The sequence below is a fragment of the Gemmatimonadota bacterium genome (assembly GCA_016713785.1).
Lineage (GTDB): Bacteria > Gemmatimonadota > Gemmatimonadetes > Gemmatimonadales > GWC2-71-9 > JADJOM01.
On record JADJOM010000003.1, the window covers coordinates 910,853 to 927,664 of the forward strand.

The following is a 16,812-nucleotide window of genomic DNA, read 5'->3' on the forward strand; positions in this document are numbered from 1 at the left end:
TCCGCTGTCTCTCACGAAGAAGTTGGACTGCCCACCGGCTCCCCGACTACCCGACCAGACGTTCCACCAGGATCTTCGCCCCCACGGCCGCGATGCCGCCCGAGGCGATCAGTACCCAGTCCCGCCGAACCAGCCCGGCCACCCGTTCCGCGGCGAGGCCGGCCACGAGCACCAGCAGCACGATGCCCAGCTGTCCCACCTCCAGCCCGAGGTTGAACGAGAGCAGCGGGAGGAAGAGCGAGGCCTCGTCTCCGAGGAGGCTCCGCAGGAAGCTCGAAAACCCGAGGCCGTGGATCAGGCCGAATCCCAGGGCAAGGGCATAGCGCAGGCCCTGGTTCCGCGCGGGACCGGCCGCCGGCCCCTCCGCCGGCGCGCGGACAGTCATCGCCACCGTCAGCAGGGCGGTACAGACGATGGTCGCCGCGATCGCGGCCTCGACCCACCGGGCGTCCACCCGCACCAGCCGCAGCGTGGCCAGCGCCAGGGTCACCGAGTGCCCGAGTGTGAACGCGGTGACCAGCACCAGCAGCCGGCGCCAGTCGCCCGGCCGATACGCCACGGTCAGCGCCGCCACGAACAGGATGTGGTCATAGCCGCGGAGGTCCGCGATATGGTGCATCCCGAGACGTGCGTAGGTGAGGAACTCAGAGCCCATGCGCGGTCATCGTACGGCCGAAGTGGAGCGAGGTTTCCATGGAGCGACGCGGCGGCGGGACCAGGTCCCTGGCGGGCGATGACCGGGGTGCCACGAGGCGGTGACGAATCGGGGCGGCGGGATTCGAACCCGCGACCTCCTGCTCCCAAAGCAGGCGCTCTACCGGGCTAAGCTACGCCCCGCGATTCACTCGGCTGCTGCCGCCCCCTCCCGCATGCGGAGCGGCAGAAAGGTGTCACGATCCGGAGCCGAATGCGAGTCCCGGCCGGCGCAGGCGAGGATGGCATCCCTGTGGACGCGGCGCCGCCCATTCCGGGTGGGCGACGGCGTCCGCCACGTCAACGCTCGAACGGGAGCCGCCGGGCTCCCGTTCGTCGTGTGCAGCGGCCCTGCGGTCGGCTCAGCCGCCGGCGTGCAGGCGCGCCCGGGCCTCGCGGAAGATGATCACCGACAGGACCAGGATCACCGTGATGCTCACCGCCGAGATGGCGCACCAGGGGCAGAAGGTCCCCAGCACGACGAACTCGCCGTACTTGAGCCGCAGCGTGAACGCGAATCCCAGCGAAGCCAGGACGAGGAGCACCCGGGTCACGCCGAGCCCCCCCTGCCACCGCGGCTGCAGGCTCGCGAGCGAGGTGCAGAGGAGGAGCGTGTAGCCGATGATGCCGATCCGCGCGACGTCCACGCCGAGGAACCAGCCCCACTGGCTGAACATGGCGCGGTCACAGCCGCCCGTGGTGCATTGCAGCGAGCCCGCCAGCCCCAGCTTGTACAGGTGCAGGTAGACGGCGGAGCTCCCGGCGACCAGGCTCAAGAGGGCGATGGCCATCCGGGCGCGGAGGGCGCCCTCGCTGGGCGCGCTCATGGGGCCCCCGTGGAGGCGCCACCCCGGGCGCCGTGGTAGGCCTGCTGGAGCCAGCGCACGTAGGCCACCACCTGCGGCATCTCCAGCGTGTCGACCCGGGTGGCCGCCGGCATGGCGCCGTAGTGGTAGCGGCGTTGCGGGGCGCCGGCCCGCAGGGCGGCGATCATCGCGGCATCCGGGGTGGTCTCCGGGAGGAAGAGGGTATCGAGCAGCGCGGGCCCCAGCCCCTGCCCCTTTCCCAGGACCCCGTGGCACGAGGCACAGTAACTGGCGTAGAGCACCGAGCCGCGTTCCAGGTGGGCGGGCGGCTTCCCGGGGTGGAAGGCGGCCATGCGCGGGTCTCCCCCGTCGCCCCCGCCACAGGCGGCGGCAGCGAGCACCGCGCCGAGGATCGTCGATCGTGCTGCGAAGTGCGCCATGCGTCAGCCATCCCCCGTGGTTCCCAGCACCGCGAGCAGCCGCTCCAGGGCCCGTCCCCGGTGGCTCACCCGGTCCTTCTCGGCCTCGTCGGCCTCACCGAACGTCCGGCCCAGCTCGTCGCTCAGGAAGAGCGGGTCGTACCCAAAGCCGCCGCTGCCCCGCGGTTCTTCCAGGATTACGCCGCCACAGGTCCCGTCGAAGACCTCCGGCACGGCCCCGGGGCGTCGCAGGAGCACCAGCACGCACCGGTAGCGCGCCCGACGCCGGCTCTCGGCCGCGCCGCGCAGCCGGCGCAGCAGCTCCGCGTTGTTGGCCGCATCGACCTCGCGCGGGCTGCCGGCGGCGCCCGCCCAGCGCTTGGACCGTACCCCCGGCAGTCCGCCGAGGGAGAACACCTCGAGGCCCGAGTCGTCGGCCACGGTGGGGAGGCCGGTCAGCTTCAGGAAGTACTCGGCCTTGTGTCGCGCGTTGGTCTCGAAGCTGTCGGCCACCTCGAGAGTGTCCTCGATGGGCCGCTCCGGGACGCCGACGTCGTCGGGGAACACCACCTCGTGGCCGGCGGCCTCGAGGAGGCGGCGCACCTCGCGCTGCTTGCCGGCGCTCCGGGTGGCGACCAGCAGCTTCACCCGGCCAGCGCCTGCGCCTGCGCGGTGAAGAGCTGGGTGATGCCGCCCTGCGCAAGCTCGAGGAGCCGGTCGAGTTCCGCGCGGGCAAAGGTGCCGTGCTCGCCGGTCCCCTGCACCTCCACGAACCGGTCGGGCCGCACCATCACGATGTTGGCGTCGACGCCGGCATCACGATCCTCGAGGTAGGCCAGGTCCAGCCGCGGCTCGCCCTCGACGATGCCCACCGAAATGGCGGCGACGGGTTCCCCGAAGGGGTTCTCGATCCCGGCGCGCTGCGCGAGCCAGGCGCAGGCATCGGCGAGCGCCACGCACCCGCCGGTGATGCTCGCGGTCCGGGTGCCGCCATCGGCCTGGAGCACGTCGCAGTCCACCTTGATGGTCCACTCGCCGAAGGCCATGGTCTTCATGGCGGCCCGGAGCGAGCGCCCGATCAGGCGCTGGATCTCCTGGGTGCGGCCGCCCGGGCCGCGCCGCTCGCGGTCGGTCCGTTCGGCGGTGGCGCGCGGCAGCATGGCGTACTCGGCCGTGACCCACCCCTCCCCGCTCCCCTTCTTCCAGCCCGGGGCCCCCTGTTCCACCGTGGCGGTGCAGTGCACCAGGGTGCCCCCCATGCGGATGAGGCAGGAGCCTTCCGCGTAGGGATTCACCCGGCGCTCCAGCACCAGCGGGCGCAACTGGTCGGACTGGCGGCCATCAGGTCGAGCCACGAAGACGCTCCACGATCGCGGTGGTGGAAAAGCCATCCTGCAGGGTCACATGCTTCACCCGACCACCGCGCGCCGAGACGATGTCGGCGCCCACGGTATTGGCCAGGGTGTAGTCTCCGCCCTTCACCAGGACGTCCGGCTCGAGCACCCGGATCAGCTCCAGCGGCGTGGCCTCGTCGAATACCACGACGCAGTCCACCGCCGCGATGGCGGCCAGCACCCGGGCGCGGGCCAGGGCCGGCACGATCGGCCGCTCCGGGCCCTTGCCGAGCAGGCGCACCGAGTGGTCGCTGTTCACGCCGACCACCAGCGCATCGCCCTCGGCGCGGGCGGCCTCGAGCAGGGCCACGTGCCCGGGGTGCAGCAGGTCAAAGACCCCGTTGGTGAAGGCCACGATGCCCGGCTGGCCTTCGCGCCAGGCGGCGGCGGCGCGCCGGTCCCGGATCTTGGTGCTGGTGTCCACGGTCAGCGGCGCACCCGCGCGAAGATGAGCTTCAGCGCCACCGGCGCGATGAACGTGGTGGCCATGACCATGAGCAGCACGATGCTGAAGGTGGTGTCGCTGAGCAGCCCGGCCTTCCGGCCGACGTCCGCGAAGATCAGACCCACCTCGCCGCGGGGCACCATCCCGGTGCCCACCGTCAGGCGGTCGAACCGGGCCCAGGGGGCGCCCCAGCCGGCCACCAGCTTGCCCCCGATGGCGATCAGCGTGAGTGCCCCGGCGACCAGCAGGATCCCGCCCGCACCGGGCCGGGTGGGATCGAGCAGCCGGAGGTCGGCGGCGGCCCCGACGTTCACGAAGAAGATGGGGGCGAGGAGCGCGGCGACCGGCTGCACCTGGTGCTCCACCGTCTGGTGGTGGCGGGTGCCACGGAGGATGAGGCCCGCGGCGAACGCCCCGATGATCAGCGCCGAGCCCACCTGCGCGGCGAGGGCGGCGAGGGCCAGCGCGAAGGCGATCGAGACCGCGACGACCATCCCGCGGACCCGCATGCGGAGGAGGCGGTCGGCCACTCGGGGAATCACCAAGTTACCGAGCATCACGGCGGCCACCAGGAACCCGATGGCCACGGCGAAGGTGGTGCCGACTCCGGCCACCGAGACGGTCCCCCCGGCGGCGATCCCGGACACCACGCTCAGGATCACCAGGCCGATGATGTCATCGATCACCGCGGCGCCGAGGATGATCCGCGCTTCCGGGGTGTCCATCCGGCCCAGGTCGCCCAGCACCCGCGCGGTGATGCCCACCGAGGTGGCCGTGAGCGTGGCCCCGACGAAGATCGCGACGGTCCGGAGGTCCCCACCGTCACTGGTGACCGGGTGCGGGAGCCAGGCCCAGTAGAAGTAGCCGAGCGCGAAGGGCACCACGACCCCGACGCAGGCCACCGCGAGCGCCGCGCCACCGACCTTGGACATTTCCCGGAGGTCGGTTTCGAGGCCCACCTCGAACAGGAGGAGGATCACCCCCAGCTCGGCCAGGACCCGGAGCATCTCCGCGCTCGATTCCCCCGGCGCCGGGACGACCCCGAGGACGCTGGCCCCGAGCAGCACACCCGCCACCAGTTCGCCCAGCACCGAGGGCAGCCCCAGCCGCTCGGCGCCTTCGCCGAGCAGCTTCCCGGCCACCAGCATCGCGGCCACGGTCAGGAGCAGATGGGGCAGTTCGCCGTCCGACCCCGCGGCCCAGAGGGGTGTCGGCACGATCAGGAGGAGGGCAAGCATCCAGAGCGGCCCGGGGCGGCCGGCCCGGCGCCGCGACATCAGAGCGGCTCCTCGGCGGTGGGTACGTACAGGAAGGTGTGCGTGAAGATCGGGACCACGACCGTCTCGCTGTACTGGGTGGAGATCGTGATCTTCCGCGGCTTGCCGCTGCGGGTGATGGTGAACTTGCGCGCGTCCGGCGGCAGGCCGAGCTCATCGACCTTGGCCTCGAGCCGGCGGCGGATCACCCCATCGCTGAGCGTGGGGGCCAGCCGCGCCGACACCCGCATTTCGTCGAGCAGCTGGTAGTAGCGGATCCAGGGCTGGCCGAAGTGGATCCCGTAGTAGACCCCGGCGACCAGGATCACCAGGGACACCAGGCAGCCCGACGTGCTCGCGCCGCGGCGCGAGGAAGGCCTAGCGGTCACCATTGGGACTGGGCTCCGTCTACGATGTTGGTCACCAGCTTGCTGAGGGCGCGCCCCCGGGCCCGCGCTTCCGTCTCGGAGCCGGGCTCGTACTCCCCGTCGATCGACATGCCGTTCCGCTGCCAGAGGATCTTGCCGTCCTTGTCGATGATCTCGACCGAGACGCTGAGCTGCACCAGCCGCTTGTTCACGTTCACGGTGCTGTTGCTGCCGCCGGTGAAGGCGACCGCCACGTCGGGCTCATACCGGGTGATGCTGCCGCGCACCACCGCGTCTGCCGAGGCCTCGCCGGCCTGACGCAGGCCCAGCCGCCCCTGCACCGCGGCCCGGACCGAATCCACGACTTCCTGCGTCAGGGTCGGCTCGGCGGTGAGGTTGTCGAACGGGAGGATGGCGACGGTCTTGATCTCGGGCGGGAAGCCCCCGCCCTTGAAGCCGTAGAGGCAGCCCGTGAGCACGAGGCCGCTAAGGCTCGACAGGACGAGCCCAGATCTCAGGCGGGAACTGCGCTGCAGGAACCGTCGCGTAGAACGTGATCTCCAGTTTGGACGGCACACTGGGCACCGTCAGCCGTGCCTTCACCAGGCGGCCTTCTGCCGTGAGCGTCACGGAGGCCCGCCCGATCACCTTGCCGCTCTGGCGGACCTCCGCCACGAGGGTCGAGCCGTCGGTGGCAGTCAGGACGTAGGTCGTGGTGTCCGGTCCCGCCACGTACTGCCAGGCCGTGGTACCGCGGTCCTCGAGGCCCAGCAGCGTCACGCCCGGTGCCGGGCGCTGCGCCACCCCGAGGACCGCCCAGAGCAGCGAGATCCCGGGCACCAGTTCGTCCACCGACCGGTCCGGCACCACCCAGATCGCGGAATCGCCGACCACCGCGGCCGATCCCTTCCCGATCCCGAGCGAGCCCGCGAAATCGAACCGGAGCGAGTCCGGCGGGACGATCCGGACGCTGCCCCGGCCACCCTTGCTGGCCTGTTCATCCTGGTACAGCCAGGTGAAGCGGTGCATCACCGCCTGACGCGGCGTGGTGCGTGCCACCCACCCGTCCACCTGCGCTGGCCCGACCGGCACGAGTCCCTTCGGGGCCACCGAAGGCGGCGCACCAGTGCAGCCGGCAAGGACGAGGGCAAGATAGACCCCCCCACCGGGGCGGTCAAGCCGAAACCATTGTGGCATCAGTAGTTATACCCGAAGAAGAACTGCACGAAGCTGCGCCGCTTCTGTTCCGGCCCCAGGCCGTAGCCCTGGAAACCGCGGTCACTCCAGCGCCGCCCCCAGTCCAGCCGCAGCACCAGCCCGGGGATGATCGGCCACCGGAAGCTCACGCCGTAGCTGCCGAGCACCGCCCGATGCTCTTCGCGGAAGAACCAGGTGCGGCCCACATCGCCGAAGAACGCCCCCTGGATCTCGGGGAACCGGGCCGGGCCGGCCGGCGTGCCGAGGGTGAAGAAGTCGAGGAGCGGAAACCGGAGCTCGCTGTTCACCATCCACGCCTTGGCCCCGATAATGTAGCCGTAGTTCGGGTAGCCGCGCAGCCCGAGCGTGCCGCCAATGTTGACCCGCTCCGGCCGATCCCCGCCGCTGTAGAAGCCGAAGCCCCGCACCGCCAAGGCCGCCCGCCGCCCCAGCCGGAGGTACTGGCGGGCGTCGAGCACCGTGGTGTACCCGTCGAAGCGCGCATTGCTGAAGTCGCTGGCCACGCCTCCCGTCAGGGCCACCAGATGCCCGTCGATCGGGCCGGTCGAGGTCCACAGCGCGTTACTGTGGACGAACGTGAGGTACTGCGACGCGATCCAGCCCTTGCGGCGCGGCTGGTCCACCGGCAGGGTGAAGTCCACCCGGTTGGAGTGCTGCAGGACCCCCTGCGCCTCGATCCGGGCATAGCGCGAGAGCGGGTAGCGCAGCAGGCCGAAGGCGCCCGCCGCATTCTCGGTGTAGGCGGCGCTGAAATCACCCACGTACTGGCTGCCCTTGAAGCGGAAGGCCCCCACGCCCCAATTGAGTCGGCGGGTCTGGTTGAGGTAGAGGCCGAGCAGGCTCGTGTTGTCGAAGAGGTTGCGGAACTCCCGGCCCTGGTAGGTGCTGATGTTGACGTAGAAGAGGTTGTCGCTGAGGAGGTCGCTGATCAGGAACGTGGCGCCTTGCCCCGTCCCGATCTTGGGCGCGTAGACGAACTCCCCGGCGGCGAAGTCGAGGGTGTACTTCCGGCGATAGGGCTGGCTGCTGGCGCGGGCCAGTCGCCCCTCGCTCCCCACGGGCCAGCTCCAGGCGGAATGCGGAGCCGGCGGATCCAGGCTGAAGGTCTCCGCCCGGGCCCCGGAGTCGGCCGGCAGGAGGTAGACCCCGAGCCCGAGATCATTGAAGCCGGACACGAGGAAGGCGTCGCGCCCGCCCACCGGCGCGGCGTCGAAGGCCCCGGTCCACACCGAGGTCTCCCGCCGTCCCGCGCCGAGCGTGTCGACCGAGAACACGTTGAGCACCCCATCGCGCCCGGAGCTGAACACGATCCGGTCGTCGGAGAGCCAGGTCGGGGTCTCGTCGACCCAGGCGCCGGATGTTACCTGCCGGATGGCGCGGGTCTCGAGATCGAGGAGGAAGAGATTGACGGCATCGTCCAGGCCCAGGGCGGTGCGATCGGAGGCGAAGACCACCCGCCGCCCGTCCGGGCTGACGCGGGGATCGATGTCCTGGTAGCGATCGTTCGTGAGCTGTTCCAGCGTGCCGTCCGGCAGTGAAAGCCGGTAGAGGTCGGACACGCCGGCGTTGGACAACCCGCTGAAGACGACGCCGGTGCCGTCCGGGGTCCACGCGGGCGACAGGATCGACACCAGCGCGGGAAACTGGTAGCGGCCCACCAGCTTCCGTTCCGCCCGGTCGAAGATCATGAGGGCGTCCCGCTCCTGGAAGCGGGATGAGAAGAGCAGGAGGCCCGGTCGCGAGGCGTCCACCCGCGAATCGAAGGCGTGGAGGTTCTCGTAGGCGGGGCTCCGCCCCGAGGTGACCAGGGAGGTGGCCGACCCGCCATCGACCGGGCGCTGCACCAGGGTCACGAAGCCGTTGCCGGCCGAGGCGTAGACCAGGTCGCCGTCGGTGGAGTCGTTGGGCGAGAACGCCGGTTTGATCGCGGCCGAGGCCAGCAGCTGGCCGGCGGCCGGGAGCGACAGCCGGCCGCCCACTGCCGGGTAGTACGCCCTCCGCATGGCCACCTGCCACTCCTCGTTGAGCTGGGCCAGGGTGCGGCCGTACGTCCCCGCCACCGCCTCCTCGAACGTCTCGTAGTGCCACAGCTCCCGGTACAGCGACGCGATCCGCCAGTCCCCGTACGTGTCGGCCAGCCACCGGTGGATCCGCCCGCCCAGCGGGTAGACGATCCCGCCGGTGACGGAGCCGAGGTCCTGCAGCCGCGGCAGCCGGCCGCCGAGGACGATGTCCCGCATGATCATCTCGTCCCGCGCGTCCTCCCCGCCGGACCACAGCTCGGCCAGGCCCTCCGTGAACCAGAGCGGGATGGCCATCGTGGCGCTGCGCGGGGAGCGCACGTACCGGTCGTACAGGAGGCTGATCTGGAAGACGTGCACCATCTCGTGGCGCAGCGTATGCCGGAACTCGGCCAGGTTCCCGCGGAACGGCAGGGTGACCCGCCGCTTGAGGAAGTCGGTGACGCCGAGGAGGCCTTCCGGTGGGGTGAACGGGAGGACGTTGGTCTGCTCGAAATCGGTATGGGAGGCGTACACGATCAGCGGCACCCGGGCGGTGACCGTGTGCCCGAACTTGACGGCGAGCTCGTCGTAGTTCCGCTCGGCATCGGCCAGCGCCACGTGGGCGAGCTCCGCCTCGTCCGGGTAGTAGTACACGTCGATCCGGGCGCCCGCGAGAACCTGCCAGTCGAGCCGGCGGTACTGGATCTTGTTCTCGCCCGCCAGGAAGAATTGCGCGGCCGCCGGCCGGGCGCCCAGGCCGAGCAGGGCCAGCAGCAGGAGCCGGCGCCAGCTCACCGGCGGATGCTCCGGATCTGGTCGCCTTCGGTCAGGCGGAGGAGTGCGGGCATGCCGTCCCGCACCCGGCCGAAGATCGTGTAGGTCCCGTCCAGGTGGGGCTGCGGGCCGAGGGTGATGAACCACTGGCTCCCCCCGGTGTCCGGGCCCGAGAGCGCCATCCCGACCATGTATCCCACGTAGCGGCGGCGATTGATCTCATCCCGGATGGTGGTGCCGGGCCCGCCCCAGCCGTCGCCGCGCGGGTCACCCGCCTGGACCACGAAGCCGGGAACCACGCGGTGGAACCGTTGGCCGTCGAAGTAGCGACGGTCCACCAGCTGGAGGAACTGCAGTACGGTGAGCGGTGCCTCCGGCCCGAAGAGCTCGAGCTCGAGGATGCCCCCCTGCTCCAGCTCCACTCGGACGGTGGGGTAACGCTCCGGCCCCTGCCCCACCAGGAACAGGCGGGCCGCTTCGCGGTAGTCCTGCAGCGTGCGCCCGGTCTCGAAGGGGAAGGCCGGGCCGAAGCTCTCGGCCGCGGCGGGCCAGTGCTCCTCGGCCCAGCGCCGCACCTGGTAGTCGGGCGCACCGCCCAGCTCGGGAATCAGGGCCCGCTCGGCGAGGTCGGCGCCTTCCGGCATCCGGTCCAGGGTGGCGCGCAGCGCGCCAAGGGCCGCGATCGCGGCGTCGGGGAAGGAGTCCCGGGCGGCGGCGCGGTAGGCCACGACCAGCGCGGCGCGGTCGCCGGGATCGGCGGCGCGGGCCAGGCCATCGGCGGCGAGACTCCGGAGGGCCGCATCACGGCTGCGGAGCATCCGGCGGCAGGCCGCAAGCAGCGCGGCCTCCGCCGCATCGACCGTCTCGATCCAGGCGCCGAGGGCCGCGACGGCCACCCTGGGGTCGCGGTCGTCGAGGAAGGGCGCGAGCCGGGCGGGGTTGATCCTCGCCGCGCCTCGGGCGGCCGCGGCACGGTCCCGCCAGTCGGCGCTCGCCGCCCACCGCGCCGCCAGGGAATCGAAGCGGGTCGAGTCGAGCCGGGCCAGGCTCAGCAGGCTCTCCCGTCGCAGCGCCCAGGTCCCGCGCGTGGCCCCGGCGTGACGCGCGAGTTCCGCAATGGCGGCGGTGCCGCCCAGGAGCCCGAACGTCTCGGCTGCCTGGATCTGCACGTTGGCCACGGGGTCGTTGAGGGCCGGCAGCACCTTCTCGGTCGCCGCGTGGGCCTGGAAGGTGCCGAGGGAGCGCAACGCCTGGATCCGGACCCCAGGGTCCTCGTCACGGGTGGTCCGTACCAGCAGGTCGATCACCGGCTCGCGCGCCATCCGGGCCGAGTCCACGTAGGCCCGGGTCAGGGCGCGGGCGGCGTTGGCGCGCACCTGCGCGGAGGCGCGGTCACCGAGGCGCTCGATGAGGCGGGGCGCGGCCGCCGGCACGCGGAGCCGGCCCAGCGAATAGGCGGCCCCGTACCGGGCGTCCTCCTTGGGATCCTGCAGCATCGGCATCAGGGCATCCACCGGCGCCGCGGCGCCGAGGCGCCAGCTCTCCAGCGCGGCGCGCCAGGCCAGCGGGTCGGCGTCGGAGCGGTCGCCCCACAGGGTGCGCTCGAGCACCCCACGGACGAGCCCCGCCCCGTCGCGTCCACCGATCCTGGCCGCGGCGGTGATCATCTCGAGGGCCAGTGGCGTGGAGACATGGGTGCCGTCCTGCGCGCGCCGCACCAGGGCCGGGCCCGCAGTGGTGTCGCGGAGCAGCCCCAGGGCAAATGCCGCCGCGACCTGCACCAGGCTGTCGGGATCGGACAGCGCTGGCGCGAGCAGCGCGATGGCCCGGGGATCGCCGATCCGGCCCGCCGAGACCGCGGCGATGGCGCGCACGGAGTTGTCGGGGTCGGACAGCGCCCGGAGCAGGAGCCGGTCCTCGAACCGCCGGGCATCCTCAGCCGCCATCACCCTGGCCAGGGTCTCGACCGTGCCGGCGTCCTGGGCCCGCAGGGCCGGTGGCGCCAGCGCAAGGCCAGCGACGGCCAGGGCCAGCCAGGTCGGACGGCTCATGCGGGCTCCGGGGGCAGGGACCGCCGCAGCGCCGCGAGCAGCGGGTCCGGAAGGCGCGCCGGGCGACGCCGCGCATCGAGGCAGATCAGCGTGGTCTCGGCGTCCACGAGCGGCGTCCCGCCCTCCGCCAGCTCGACGGCATAGCCGAACACCACGCGCCGGGACGCGACGGCACGCAGCCGGCAGCGGATCCGGACCACGTCGTCGAAGCGGGCCGCGTTGCGGTAGCGAACCTGCAGATCGGTGACGACCAGGCGGATCCCCTGTTCTTCGAGCTCGCGGTAACTGTAGCCGGCCTGCCGGAGGTGTTCGGTCCGGGCGATGTCGAGCCAGACCACATAGCGGGCGTGATAGACGACGCCCATCTGGTCGGTCTCGGAGTAGTTGACCCGGACGGTGGTGACGGATTCGATGGTGGGCTGGTGCACAGGGGCGCGGGCCGGGGTGGAGGGTCCGAGGGGTGACCGGCCAAGGGTAAGCCGCTGGCGGGAGCCCCGGAAGGGCCGCGCGTGCCCTTCCCTGCCCCTTGGGCCGGCCCTACCTTTGCCGCGTGTTCTCCCACCGCCTCGTCCTCGTCGGGGACGCGCACATCGGGCGCGAATCCCCCGACACCACCACCGCCCTCGTGGCCTTCCTCGACGCCGTGCCATCGCTGGGCGATGGCCTGCTCGTCACGGGCGACCTCTTCGAGTTCTGGTTCGCCTACGACCGCGTCGTGCCCCGCCACGGGATCACCGCGCTCGCCGCCCTGGCCCAGCTGGCCCGCCGCATGCCGGTCCTCATGCTGGGCGGCAACCACGACCGCTACGCCGGCACCTTCTGGGAACGCGAACTCGGCATCCGCTTCGCGCCGCGCGAGACGCGATTCACGCTCGATGGCCGGCCGGCCCTCGCGGTCCACGGGGATGGCATCACGGACACGCACTGGTCGGCCCGGGTGCTGCACCGCGTGCTGCGGCACGACATGACCGTGGCCCTCTATCGGACAATCCACCCCGACCTCGGGATGTGGCTGGTCGATCGCCTGAGCGGTTACCTGGGCGACCGGGAGCGCACCGAGACCGAGATCCAGGGGGGCGTGGCGCGCCAGGCGGCGTGGGCCGTGGGGCAGCTTGAGGCGGATCCGGAGCTCGGTCTCGTAGTGATGGGCCACACCCATCGGCCCGCCAGCCAAACCACGCCCCGGGGCGGGCTCTACGTGAATCCCGGCGCCTGGTTTGACGGCTATCGGTACGCCGTGGTGGCCGACGGAACCGCCACCCTGCACCAGTTCAGGCCCGCATGACCGAACCCGCAATCCTGGCCCAGGCCACCCAGCTCATTCGCGATGGCCAGCGCCGGGAGGCGGTGGACCGGCTCATGACCGCGCTCCCAGGGCTCGGGGAGCCATGGCAGCGCAAGGCCCGCAGCCTGGCGGGGCTGGCGTGGTACTTCGAGGGACGGCATGCCGAGGCACTCGGGATGTTCCAGGCCGCCGCCGACGGCAGCGAGGGACCCGAGGACTGGTTCAATGTGGCCATGGCGCAGGTGCAGGTCGGCGACATCGAGGCGGCGCACGCCGCGTGGCAGCGGTGCTTCGATCTCTCGTACCAGCACCAGGACGCCCCCGAGAGCTCCACCTTCTTCCAGAAGAAGCTGATCCTCGCCGAGGCGCTGCTGACGGCCGGGCATCCCGATCCCCGCGGCCTCGACCTGGTGGAGCGGCAGTTGATGGGGTTCTTCACGCACTACCGCATCACCGATCCCAGCTATTGGGCCATCCGCGGAGTGCCGGCCTTCGACGATGTCCTGGGGCTGACCCGGCGATACTACGAGGCGATGGGGCGGAGCCGGGCGGAGTGGGAGGCCTGCTGCGCCGCGATCGCGCCAACCGTGGACGAGGAGGGGCAGACCGTCCTCGAGGCGGCGCGCGAGGCGTTCACCGCCCCCAGCTGAGGCTCAGCCGAGCGGGACGACTTCGGCGGAGGCCAGCCGCGCACCGATGAAGCGGCTGCCCACCTGACGGAACCGGGGTTCATCATCGCTCACCGCGAACCGGTGATAGACCGGGGCGCCAGTCGGCGCCACCAAACCGCGGCTGGCGAGCGTCTCGGCCACCGAGCGCGCCGTCTCCTCCGCGCTGTCGATCAGCCGGACCCCCGGCCCCATCACCCGGCCCAGCAGCGGCTTGAGCAGCGGATAGTGGGTGCAACCCAGCACCAGCACGTCCACGTGGGCGTCGGCCAGCGGCCGGAGGTACTCCCGCGCAATCAGCTCGGCCGCGGGATGCTCGAACCACCCCTCCTCCACCAGCGGTACGAACAGCGGGCAGGCCGCCTGCTCCACCCGGAGCTCGGGCCGCAGGGCGTGGATTGCCCGGGCGTAGGCATTGCTGGCGATGGTCCCCGCCGTGCCGATCACCCCGATCGGCCCACCGCCCGTGGCACCCACCGCGGCGCGCGCCCCCGGCTCGATCACGCCGATGACCGGCACCGGTGACTGCTCCCGCAGCGCCGCCAGGGCGTGGGCCGTGCTGGTGTTGCAGGCGATGACCACCAGCTTCACCCCTTGCCCGACCAGCCAGTGCAGGATCTCCAGGCTGTAGCGACGGACCGTTTCCGGGCTCTTGGGGCCGTAGGGGACGCGCGCGGTGTCGCCGAAGTAGATGGTGGACTCACCGGGCAGGCGCTCGTAGATGGCCCGCGCCACCGTGAGGCCGCCGATGCCCGAGTCGAAGATCCCGATGGGGGCGCCGCCGCTCACGGGAAGTGGACGGGGATGGAGACCCCGATCCCCGTGCCGCCGCCGGGGAGCGGCGCGGCGCGGACGTCCAGGTCGGGCGGGAAGTCCCAGAGGTGCGCGCCGACGTAGGCTTCGATGGCGGAGAACAGGTGGTTGAAGGCGAGCAGCACCAGCCAGTCCTGCCGCTCCTTTTCCTTGGCCTTCACGCTGCCGGAGTTGGTGCGCCGCAGGTACCCGAGTTCGTGGTTGCTCTTGATCGCCATGCCGAGCGTGACGCCCTCCCAGGCCACGAAGAGCGCGCCGGTCAGCTTCCGGTTGAGCTTGGCCTGCCCCCACCCCGGCAGCAGGATCGAGCGCCAGAGCGCGCCCATCGGGGAGACCGGGGCACGGGCATAGAGGGTGTCCCCCCGCGGCGTGACCGCGGCCACGAGCACGCTTTCCGCGGCGGCAGGCGCGGGCGCCGGCGGTACGCTGTCCGCCTGTGCCGCGAGGTGGGCGGCCTGACAGGCCAGCAGCGTCAGGATGACCGCGGCGAACCCGGGCGCGCGGGTCATCGCACGATCTCCCGCACCGCGGCGGCGAACCGGTCCACATCGGCTTCGGTGGTGTCCCAGGCGGTCATCCAGCGGACCTCGGCCTGCTCAGGGTTCCAGACGTAGAAATAGGCACGCTCCTGCAGGGCCGGAATATGAACGGGCGGCACCCGCGCGAACACCCCGTTGGCCTCGACCGGCTGGGTGATGCTGACGCCGGGCACGTCGCGCACCCGCTCGGCCAGGCGCCGGGCCATGGCGTTGGCGTGCGCGGCGTTGCGATGCCAGAGATCGCCCTCCAGCAGCGCGACGAACTGCGCGGCCAGGAAGCGCATCTTGCTGGCCAGCTGCATCCCCTGCTTGCGCAGGTAGGCCATCTCCCCGCCCCCGGCCCCCTGCAGGAACACCACGGCCTCGGCACCGAGCAGGCCGTTCTTGGCGCCGCCGAACGACAGGAGATCCACCCCGAGCTCGGTGGTGCAGGCCCCGAGCGACAGCCCGAGCGCCACCGCCGCATTGGCGAGCCGCGCCCCATCGACGTGGACCAGCAGGCCATGCCCGTGCGCCGCAGCCACCAGGGCCCGCAACTCGGCCACGGAGTACACCGTGCCCAGTTCGGTGGCCTGGGTCAGGGAGAGCACCCGCGGCTGCACGCGGTGCTCATCGCCGAGGCCGTGCAGCAGTGGAGGGAGGTCGGTCGGCCGCAGCTTGCCGTCGGGGCAGCGCACCGGGAGCAGCTTGCTGCCGGTGAACCGTTCCGGCGCCCCGCATTCATCCACCTGGATGTGGGCCCCGTCGGAGCAGATCACCGCGTGATGCGGCCGCATCACCGCCCCGAGCCCCAGCACGTTGGCCGCGGTGCCGTTGAAGACGAGCCAGGCGTCCGCGCGGGGGCCGAAGTGGGTGCGGAACAACTCGCGGGCGCGCTCGGTCAGCGCGTCGTGGCCGTAGCTGCGGACGTGGCCACCATTCGCGGCGGTGAGGGCGGCCAGCACCTCCGGGTGCACCCCGGCGTTGTTGTCACTGGCAAAGGCGCGGGGGTTCATGCGGCGATCAGCACGGGCAGGGCCCCGGCCTCCAGGCGGACGTTCATCGAGCCGGAGACCTCGCGCAGCTCACCGTCGAACTGCGCGTGCAGGGGGCCGGAATGCCCGGTCACGGAGACATGGGTGGCGCGGAGCATCCGGACATCCTTGAGGCCGGTATGCTTCCCCATCATGACCAGGGGCAACCGGGCCAGGATGGCCCCCATGGACTTCTGCCGGATGGCGCAGAGGTCGAGCCAGCCATCATCCGGCTGCGCATCCGGGGTCAGGCGGAACCCGCCCCCGACGCAGGGCCCGATCGCGATCTCCAGCAAGAGCAGCCGGTCACGGAAGCTGCCGCCATCGGTCTCCACCGTCAGGTCGAGGGTCTCGAACCGGGACAGCACCTGCAGCACAGCGGCCAGGTAGGCCGGGAGCCCGGTGAAGCGCTTCCAGCGACTCACCACGCGGGCCACCTCGGCATCGAACCCGATCCCCACGGAGTTGAGGAAGTACTCCTCCCACGCCACCCCGACATCGAACCGCCGGATGGCACCGCGCCCCAACCGCCGCACCGCCTCCGACAGTGGCAGCCCGAGGGTCCGGGCCATCTTGGCATAGTCGTTCCCTGTGCCGGCGGGCAGGATCGCGATGGGTGGCCGCTCCGCCACCGCTGCGCGCAGCAAGCCATTCGCCGCCTCATGCAGCGTCCCGTCACCGCCGAGGACCACGACCCGCTCCGCCCCCGCCTCCACCGCCTCGCGGACTTGCTGCACGGCGGTGCCGGGTGCGGTTGTCTCGATCTGGATCAGGCTGCCGAAGGTGGCTTCCAGGGCCCGGCGGGCTTCCGGCGCACGCCGACCCGCCCGACCGCGCCCGGCGGCGGGATTCACCACAAGAATGGTCTTCACGATGCCGGGAATGTCGCCGGTTTCGGGGGCGACCGCCATATGCGCCGCGGGGCACCCGCTGTGGGTGCCCCGGGCGCCGGTCAGTGGCGGGAGCGTGTGGGAATCGAACCCACCGGAGCCGCCAGAGGCACCTCCGTCGCGGTTTTGAAGACCGGCCAGGCCACCAGGCCCGATCCACCCCCATGCTCTCGGCAA

At 71.8% G+C, this 16,812-nt stretch carries 18 protein-coding genes and 2 tRNA genes; 2 read left to right on the forward strand and 18 right to left on the reverse strand.

Translation table 11 applies throughout. From position 1 onward, the window contains the following. Positions 1-46: 46 nt before the first annotated feature. The 14 genes from IPJ95_12005 to IPJ95_12070 form a co-directional block, all read right to left on the reverse strand. On the reverse strand, positions 47-655 hold the full coding sequence (locus IPJ95_12005) for a HupE/UreJ family protein (protein ID MBK7924332.1): 609 nt from the start codon (positions 653-655) through the stop codon (positions 47-49). Positions 656-763: 108 nt separating this feature from the next. Beyond that, positions 764-837, reverse strand: a tRNA-Pro gene (locus tag IPJ95_12010). Between the two features lie 218 nt (positions 838-1,055). Further along, entirely contained in the window at positions 1,056-1,520 is a 465-nt protein-coding gene (locus IPJ95_12015; protein MBK7924333.1) for a vitamin K epoxide reductase family protein, read from the reverse strand. Continuing rightward, entirely contained in the window at positions 1,517-1,939 is a 423-nt protein-coding gene (locus IPJ95_12020; protein MBK7924334.1) for a cytochrome c, read from the reverse strand. Before IPJ95_12020 ends, IPJ95_12015 begins: the two co-directional genes overlap by 4 nt. Before the next feature lie 3 nt (positions 1,940-1,942). Then, the gene (locus IPJ95_12025; GenBank protein ID MBK7924335.1) at positions 1,943-2,566 is read right to left on the reverse strand and encodes a non-canonical purine NTP pyrophosphatase; all 624 of its coding nucleotides are present in this window, start codon (positions 2,564-2,566) and stop codon (positions 1,943-1,945) included. Then, a complete protein-coding gene (gene rph / locus IPJ95_12030; protein ID MBK7924336.1) occupies positions 2,563-3,273 on the reverse strand; it encodes a ribonuclease PH in 711 nt (236 codons plus the stop codon). Before rph ends, IPJ95_12025 begins: the two co-directional genes overlap by 4 nt. Then, positions 3,260-3,742 (reverse strand): adenylyltransferase/cytidyltransferase family protein, encoded by a 483-nt coding sequence (locus IPJ95_12035; protein ID MBK7924337.1) that lies wholly within the window; start codon positions 3,740-3,742, stop codon positions 3,260-3,262. The genes rph and IPJ95_12035 overlap by 14 nt, the downstream gene beginning before the upstream one ends. Further along, positions 3,739-4,995, reverse strand: coding sequence for a cation:proton antiporter (locus tag IPJ95_12040; protein ID MBK7924338.1), 1,257 nt, complete (start codon positions 4,993-4,995; stop codon positions 3,739-3,741). Before IPJ95_12040 ends, IPJ95_12035 begins: the two co-directional genes overlap by 4 nt. Positions 4,996-5,033: 38 nt before the next feature. Further along, on the reverse strand, positions 5,034-5,402 hold the full coding sequence (locus IPJ95_12045; protein MBK7924339.1) for a hypothetical protein: 369 nt from the start codon (positions 5,400-5,402) through the stop codon (positions 5,034-5,036). Next, positions 5,399-5,860 carry a hypothetical protein gene (locus IPJ95_12050; GenBank protein ID MBK7924340.1) on the reverse strand — a complete coding sequence of 154 codons (462 nt, stop codon included), beginning with the start codon at positions 5,858-5,860 and terminating at the stop codon, positions 5,399-5,401. Before IPJ95_12050 ends, IPJ95_12045 begins: the two co-directional genes overlap by 4 nt. Before the next feature lie 7 nt (positions 5,861-5,867). Beyond that, the gene (locus tag IPJ95_12055; GenBank protein MBK7924341.1) at positions 5,868-6,440 is read right to left on the reverse strand and encodes a hypothetical protein; all 573 of its coding nucleotides are present in this window, start codon (positions 6,438-6,440) and stop codon (positions 5,868-5,870) included. Between the two features lie 137 nt (positions 6,441-6,577). Further along, positions 6,578-9,397, reverse strand: a complete 2,820-nt coding sequence (locus IPJ95_12060) for a PD40 domain-containing protein (protein ID MBK7924342.1) — start codon at positions 9,395-9,397, stop codon at positions 6,578-6,580. Continuing rightward, a complete protein-coding gene (locus IPJ95_12065; protein MBK7924343.1) occupies positions 9,394-11,427 on the reverse strand; it encodes a peptidylprolyl isomerase in 2,034 nt (677 codons plus the stop codon). Before IPJ95_12065 ends, IPJ95_12060 begins: the two co-directional genes overlap by 4 nt. Further along, entirely contained in the window at positions 11,424-11,855 is a 432-nt protein-coding gene (locus IPJ95_12070; protein ID MBK7924344.1) for an acyl-CoA thioesterase, read from the reverse strand. The genes IPJ95_12065 and IPJ95_12070 overlap by 4 nt, the downstream gene beginning before the upstream one ends. Positions 11,856-11,977: 122 nt before the next feature. Between IPJ95_12070 and IPJ95_12075 the strand changes: the two genes are divergently transcribed. Together IPJ95_12075 and IPJ95_12080 are read left to right on the forward strand one after the other, a co-directional pair. Next, positions 11,978-12,712 (forward strand): metallophosphoesterase, encoded by a 735-nt coding sequence (locus IPJ95_12075; GenBank protein ID MBK7924345.1) that lies wholly within the window; start codon positions 11,978-11,980, stop codon positions 12,710-12,712. Then, positions 12,709-13,362: a hypothetical protein gene (locus tag IPJ95_12080; protein ID MBK7924346.1), complete on the forward strand. Its 654-nt coding sequence runs from the start codon at positions 12,709-12,711 to the stop codon at positions 13,360-13,362. The genes IPJ95_12075 and IPJ95_12080 overlap by 4 nt, the downstream gene beginning before the upstream one ends. A 3-nt stretch (positions 13,363-13,365) precedes the next feature. Here the strand turns inward: IPJ95_12080 and IPJ95_12085 are convergent, their stop codons facing one another. The 4 genes from IPJ95_12085 to IPJ95_12100 all read right to left on the reverse strand — a co-directional run bounded on the left by IPJ95_12085 (position 13,366) and on the right by IPJ95_12100 (position 16,799). Then, positions 13,366-14,742, reverse strand: coding sequence for a glutamate racemase (locus IPJ95_12085; GenBank protein ID MBK7924347.1), 1,377 nt, complete (start codon positions 14,740-14,742; stop codon positions 13,366-13,368). After that, positions 14,699-15,727 carry a threonine aldolase gene (locus IPJ95_12090; GenBank protein MBK7924348.1) on the reverse strand — a complete coding sequence of 343 codons (1,029 nt, stop codon included), beginning with the start codon at positions 15,725-15,727 and terminating at the stop codon, positions 14,699-14,701. Before IPJ95_12090 ends, IPJ95_12085 begins: the two co-directional genes overlap by 44 nt. Continuing rightward, positions 15,724-16,656: a diacylglycerol kinase family lipid kinase gene (locus IPJ95_12095; GenBank protein MBK7924349.1), complete on the reverse strand. Its 933-nt coding sequence runs from the start codon at positions 16,654-16,656 to the stop codon at positions 15,724-15,726. The genes IPJ95_12090 and IPJ95_12095 overlap by 4 nt, the downstream gene beginning before the upstream one ends. Before the next feature lie 45 nt (positions 16,657-16,701). After that, positions 16,702-16,799: transfer RNA gene (locus tag IPJ95_12100), tRNA-Sec, on the reverse strand. Between the last annotated feature and the right edge of the window lie 13 nt (positions 16,800-16,812).

Coding starts and splice junctions, on each gene's coding strand:
- IPJ95_12015 (MBK7924333.1), bottom strand. CDS start 1,520: ATGAGCGCGCCCAGCGAGGGCGCCCTCCGCGCCCGGATGGCCATCGCC.
- IPJ95_12095 (MBK7924349.1), bottom strand. CDS start 16,656: ATGGCGGTCGCCCCCGAAACCGGCGACATTCCCGGCATCGTGAAGACC.
- IPJ95_12005 (MBK7924332.1), bottom strand. CDS start 655: ATGGGCTCTGAGTTCCTCACCTACGCACGTCTCGGGATGCACCATATC.
- IPJ95_12040 (MBK7924338.1), bottom strand. CDS start 4,995: ATGCTTGCCCTCCTCCTGATCGTGCCGACACCCCTCTGGGCCGCGGGG.
- IPJ95_12080 (MBK7924346.1), top strand. CDS start 12,709: ATGACCGAACCCGCAATCCTGGCCCAGGCCACCCAGCTCATTCGCGAT.
- IPJ95_12065 (MBK7924343.1), bottom strand. CDS start 11,427: ATGAGCCGTCCGACCTGGCTGGCCCTGGCCGTCGCTGGCCTTGCGCTG.
- IPJ95_12085 (MBK7924347.1), bottom strand. CDS start 14,742: ATGTGGACCGGTTCGCCGCCGCGGTGCGGGAGATCGTGCGATGACCCG.
- IPJ95_12090 (MBK7924348.1), bottom strand. CDS start 15,727: ATGAACCCCCGCGCCTTTGCCAGTGACAACAACGCCGGGGTGCACCCG.
- IPJ95_12020 (MBK7924334.1), bottom strand. CDS start 1,939: ATGGCGCACTTCGCAGCACGATCGACGATCCTCGGCGCGGTGCTCGCT.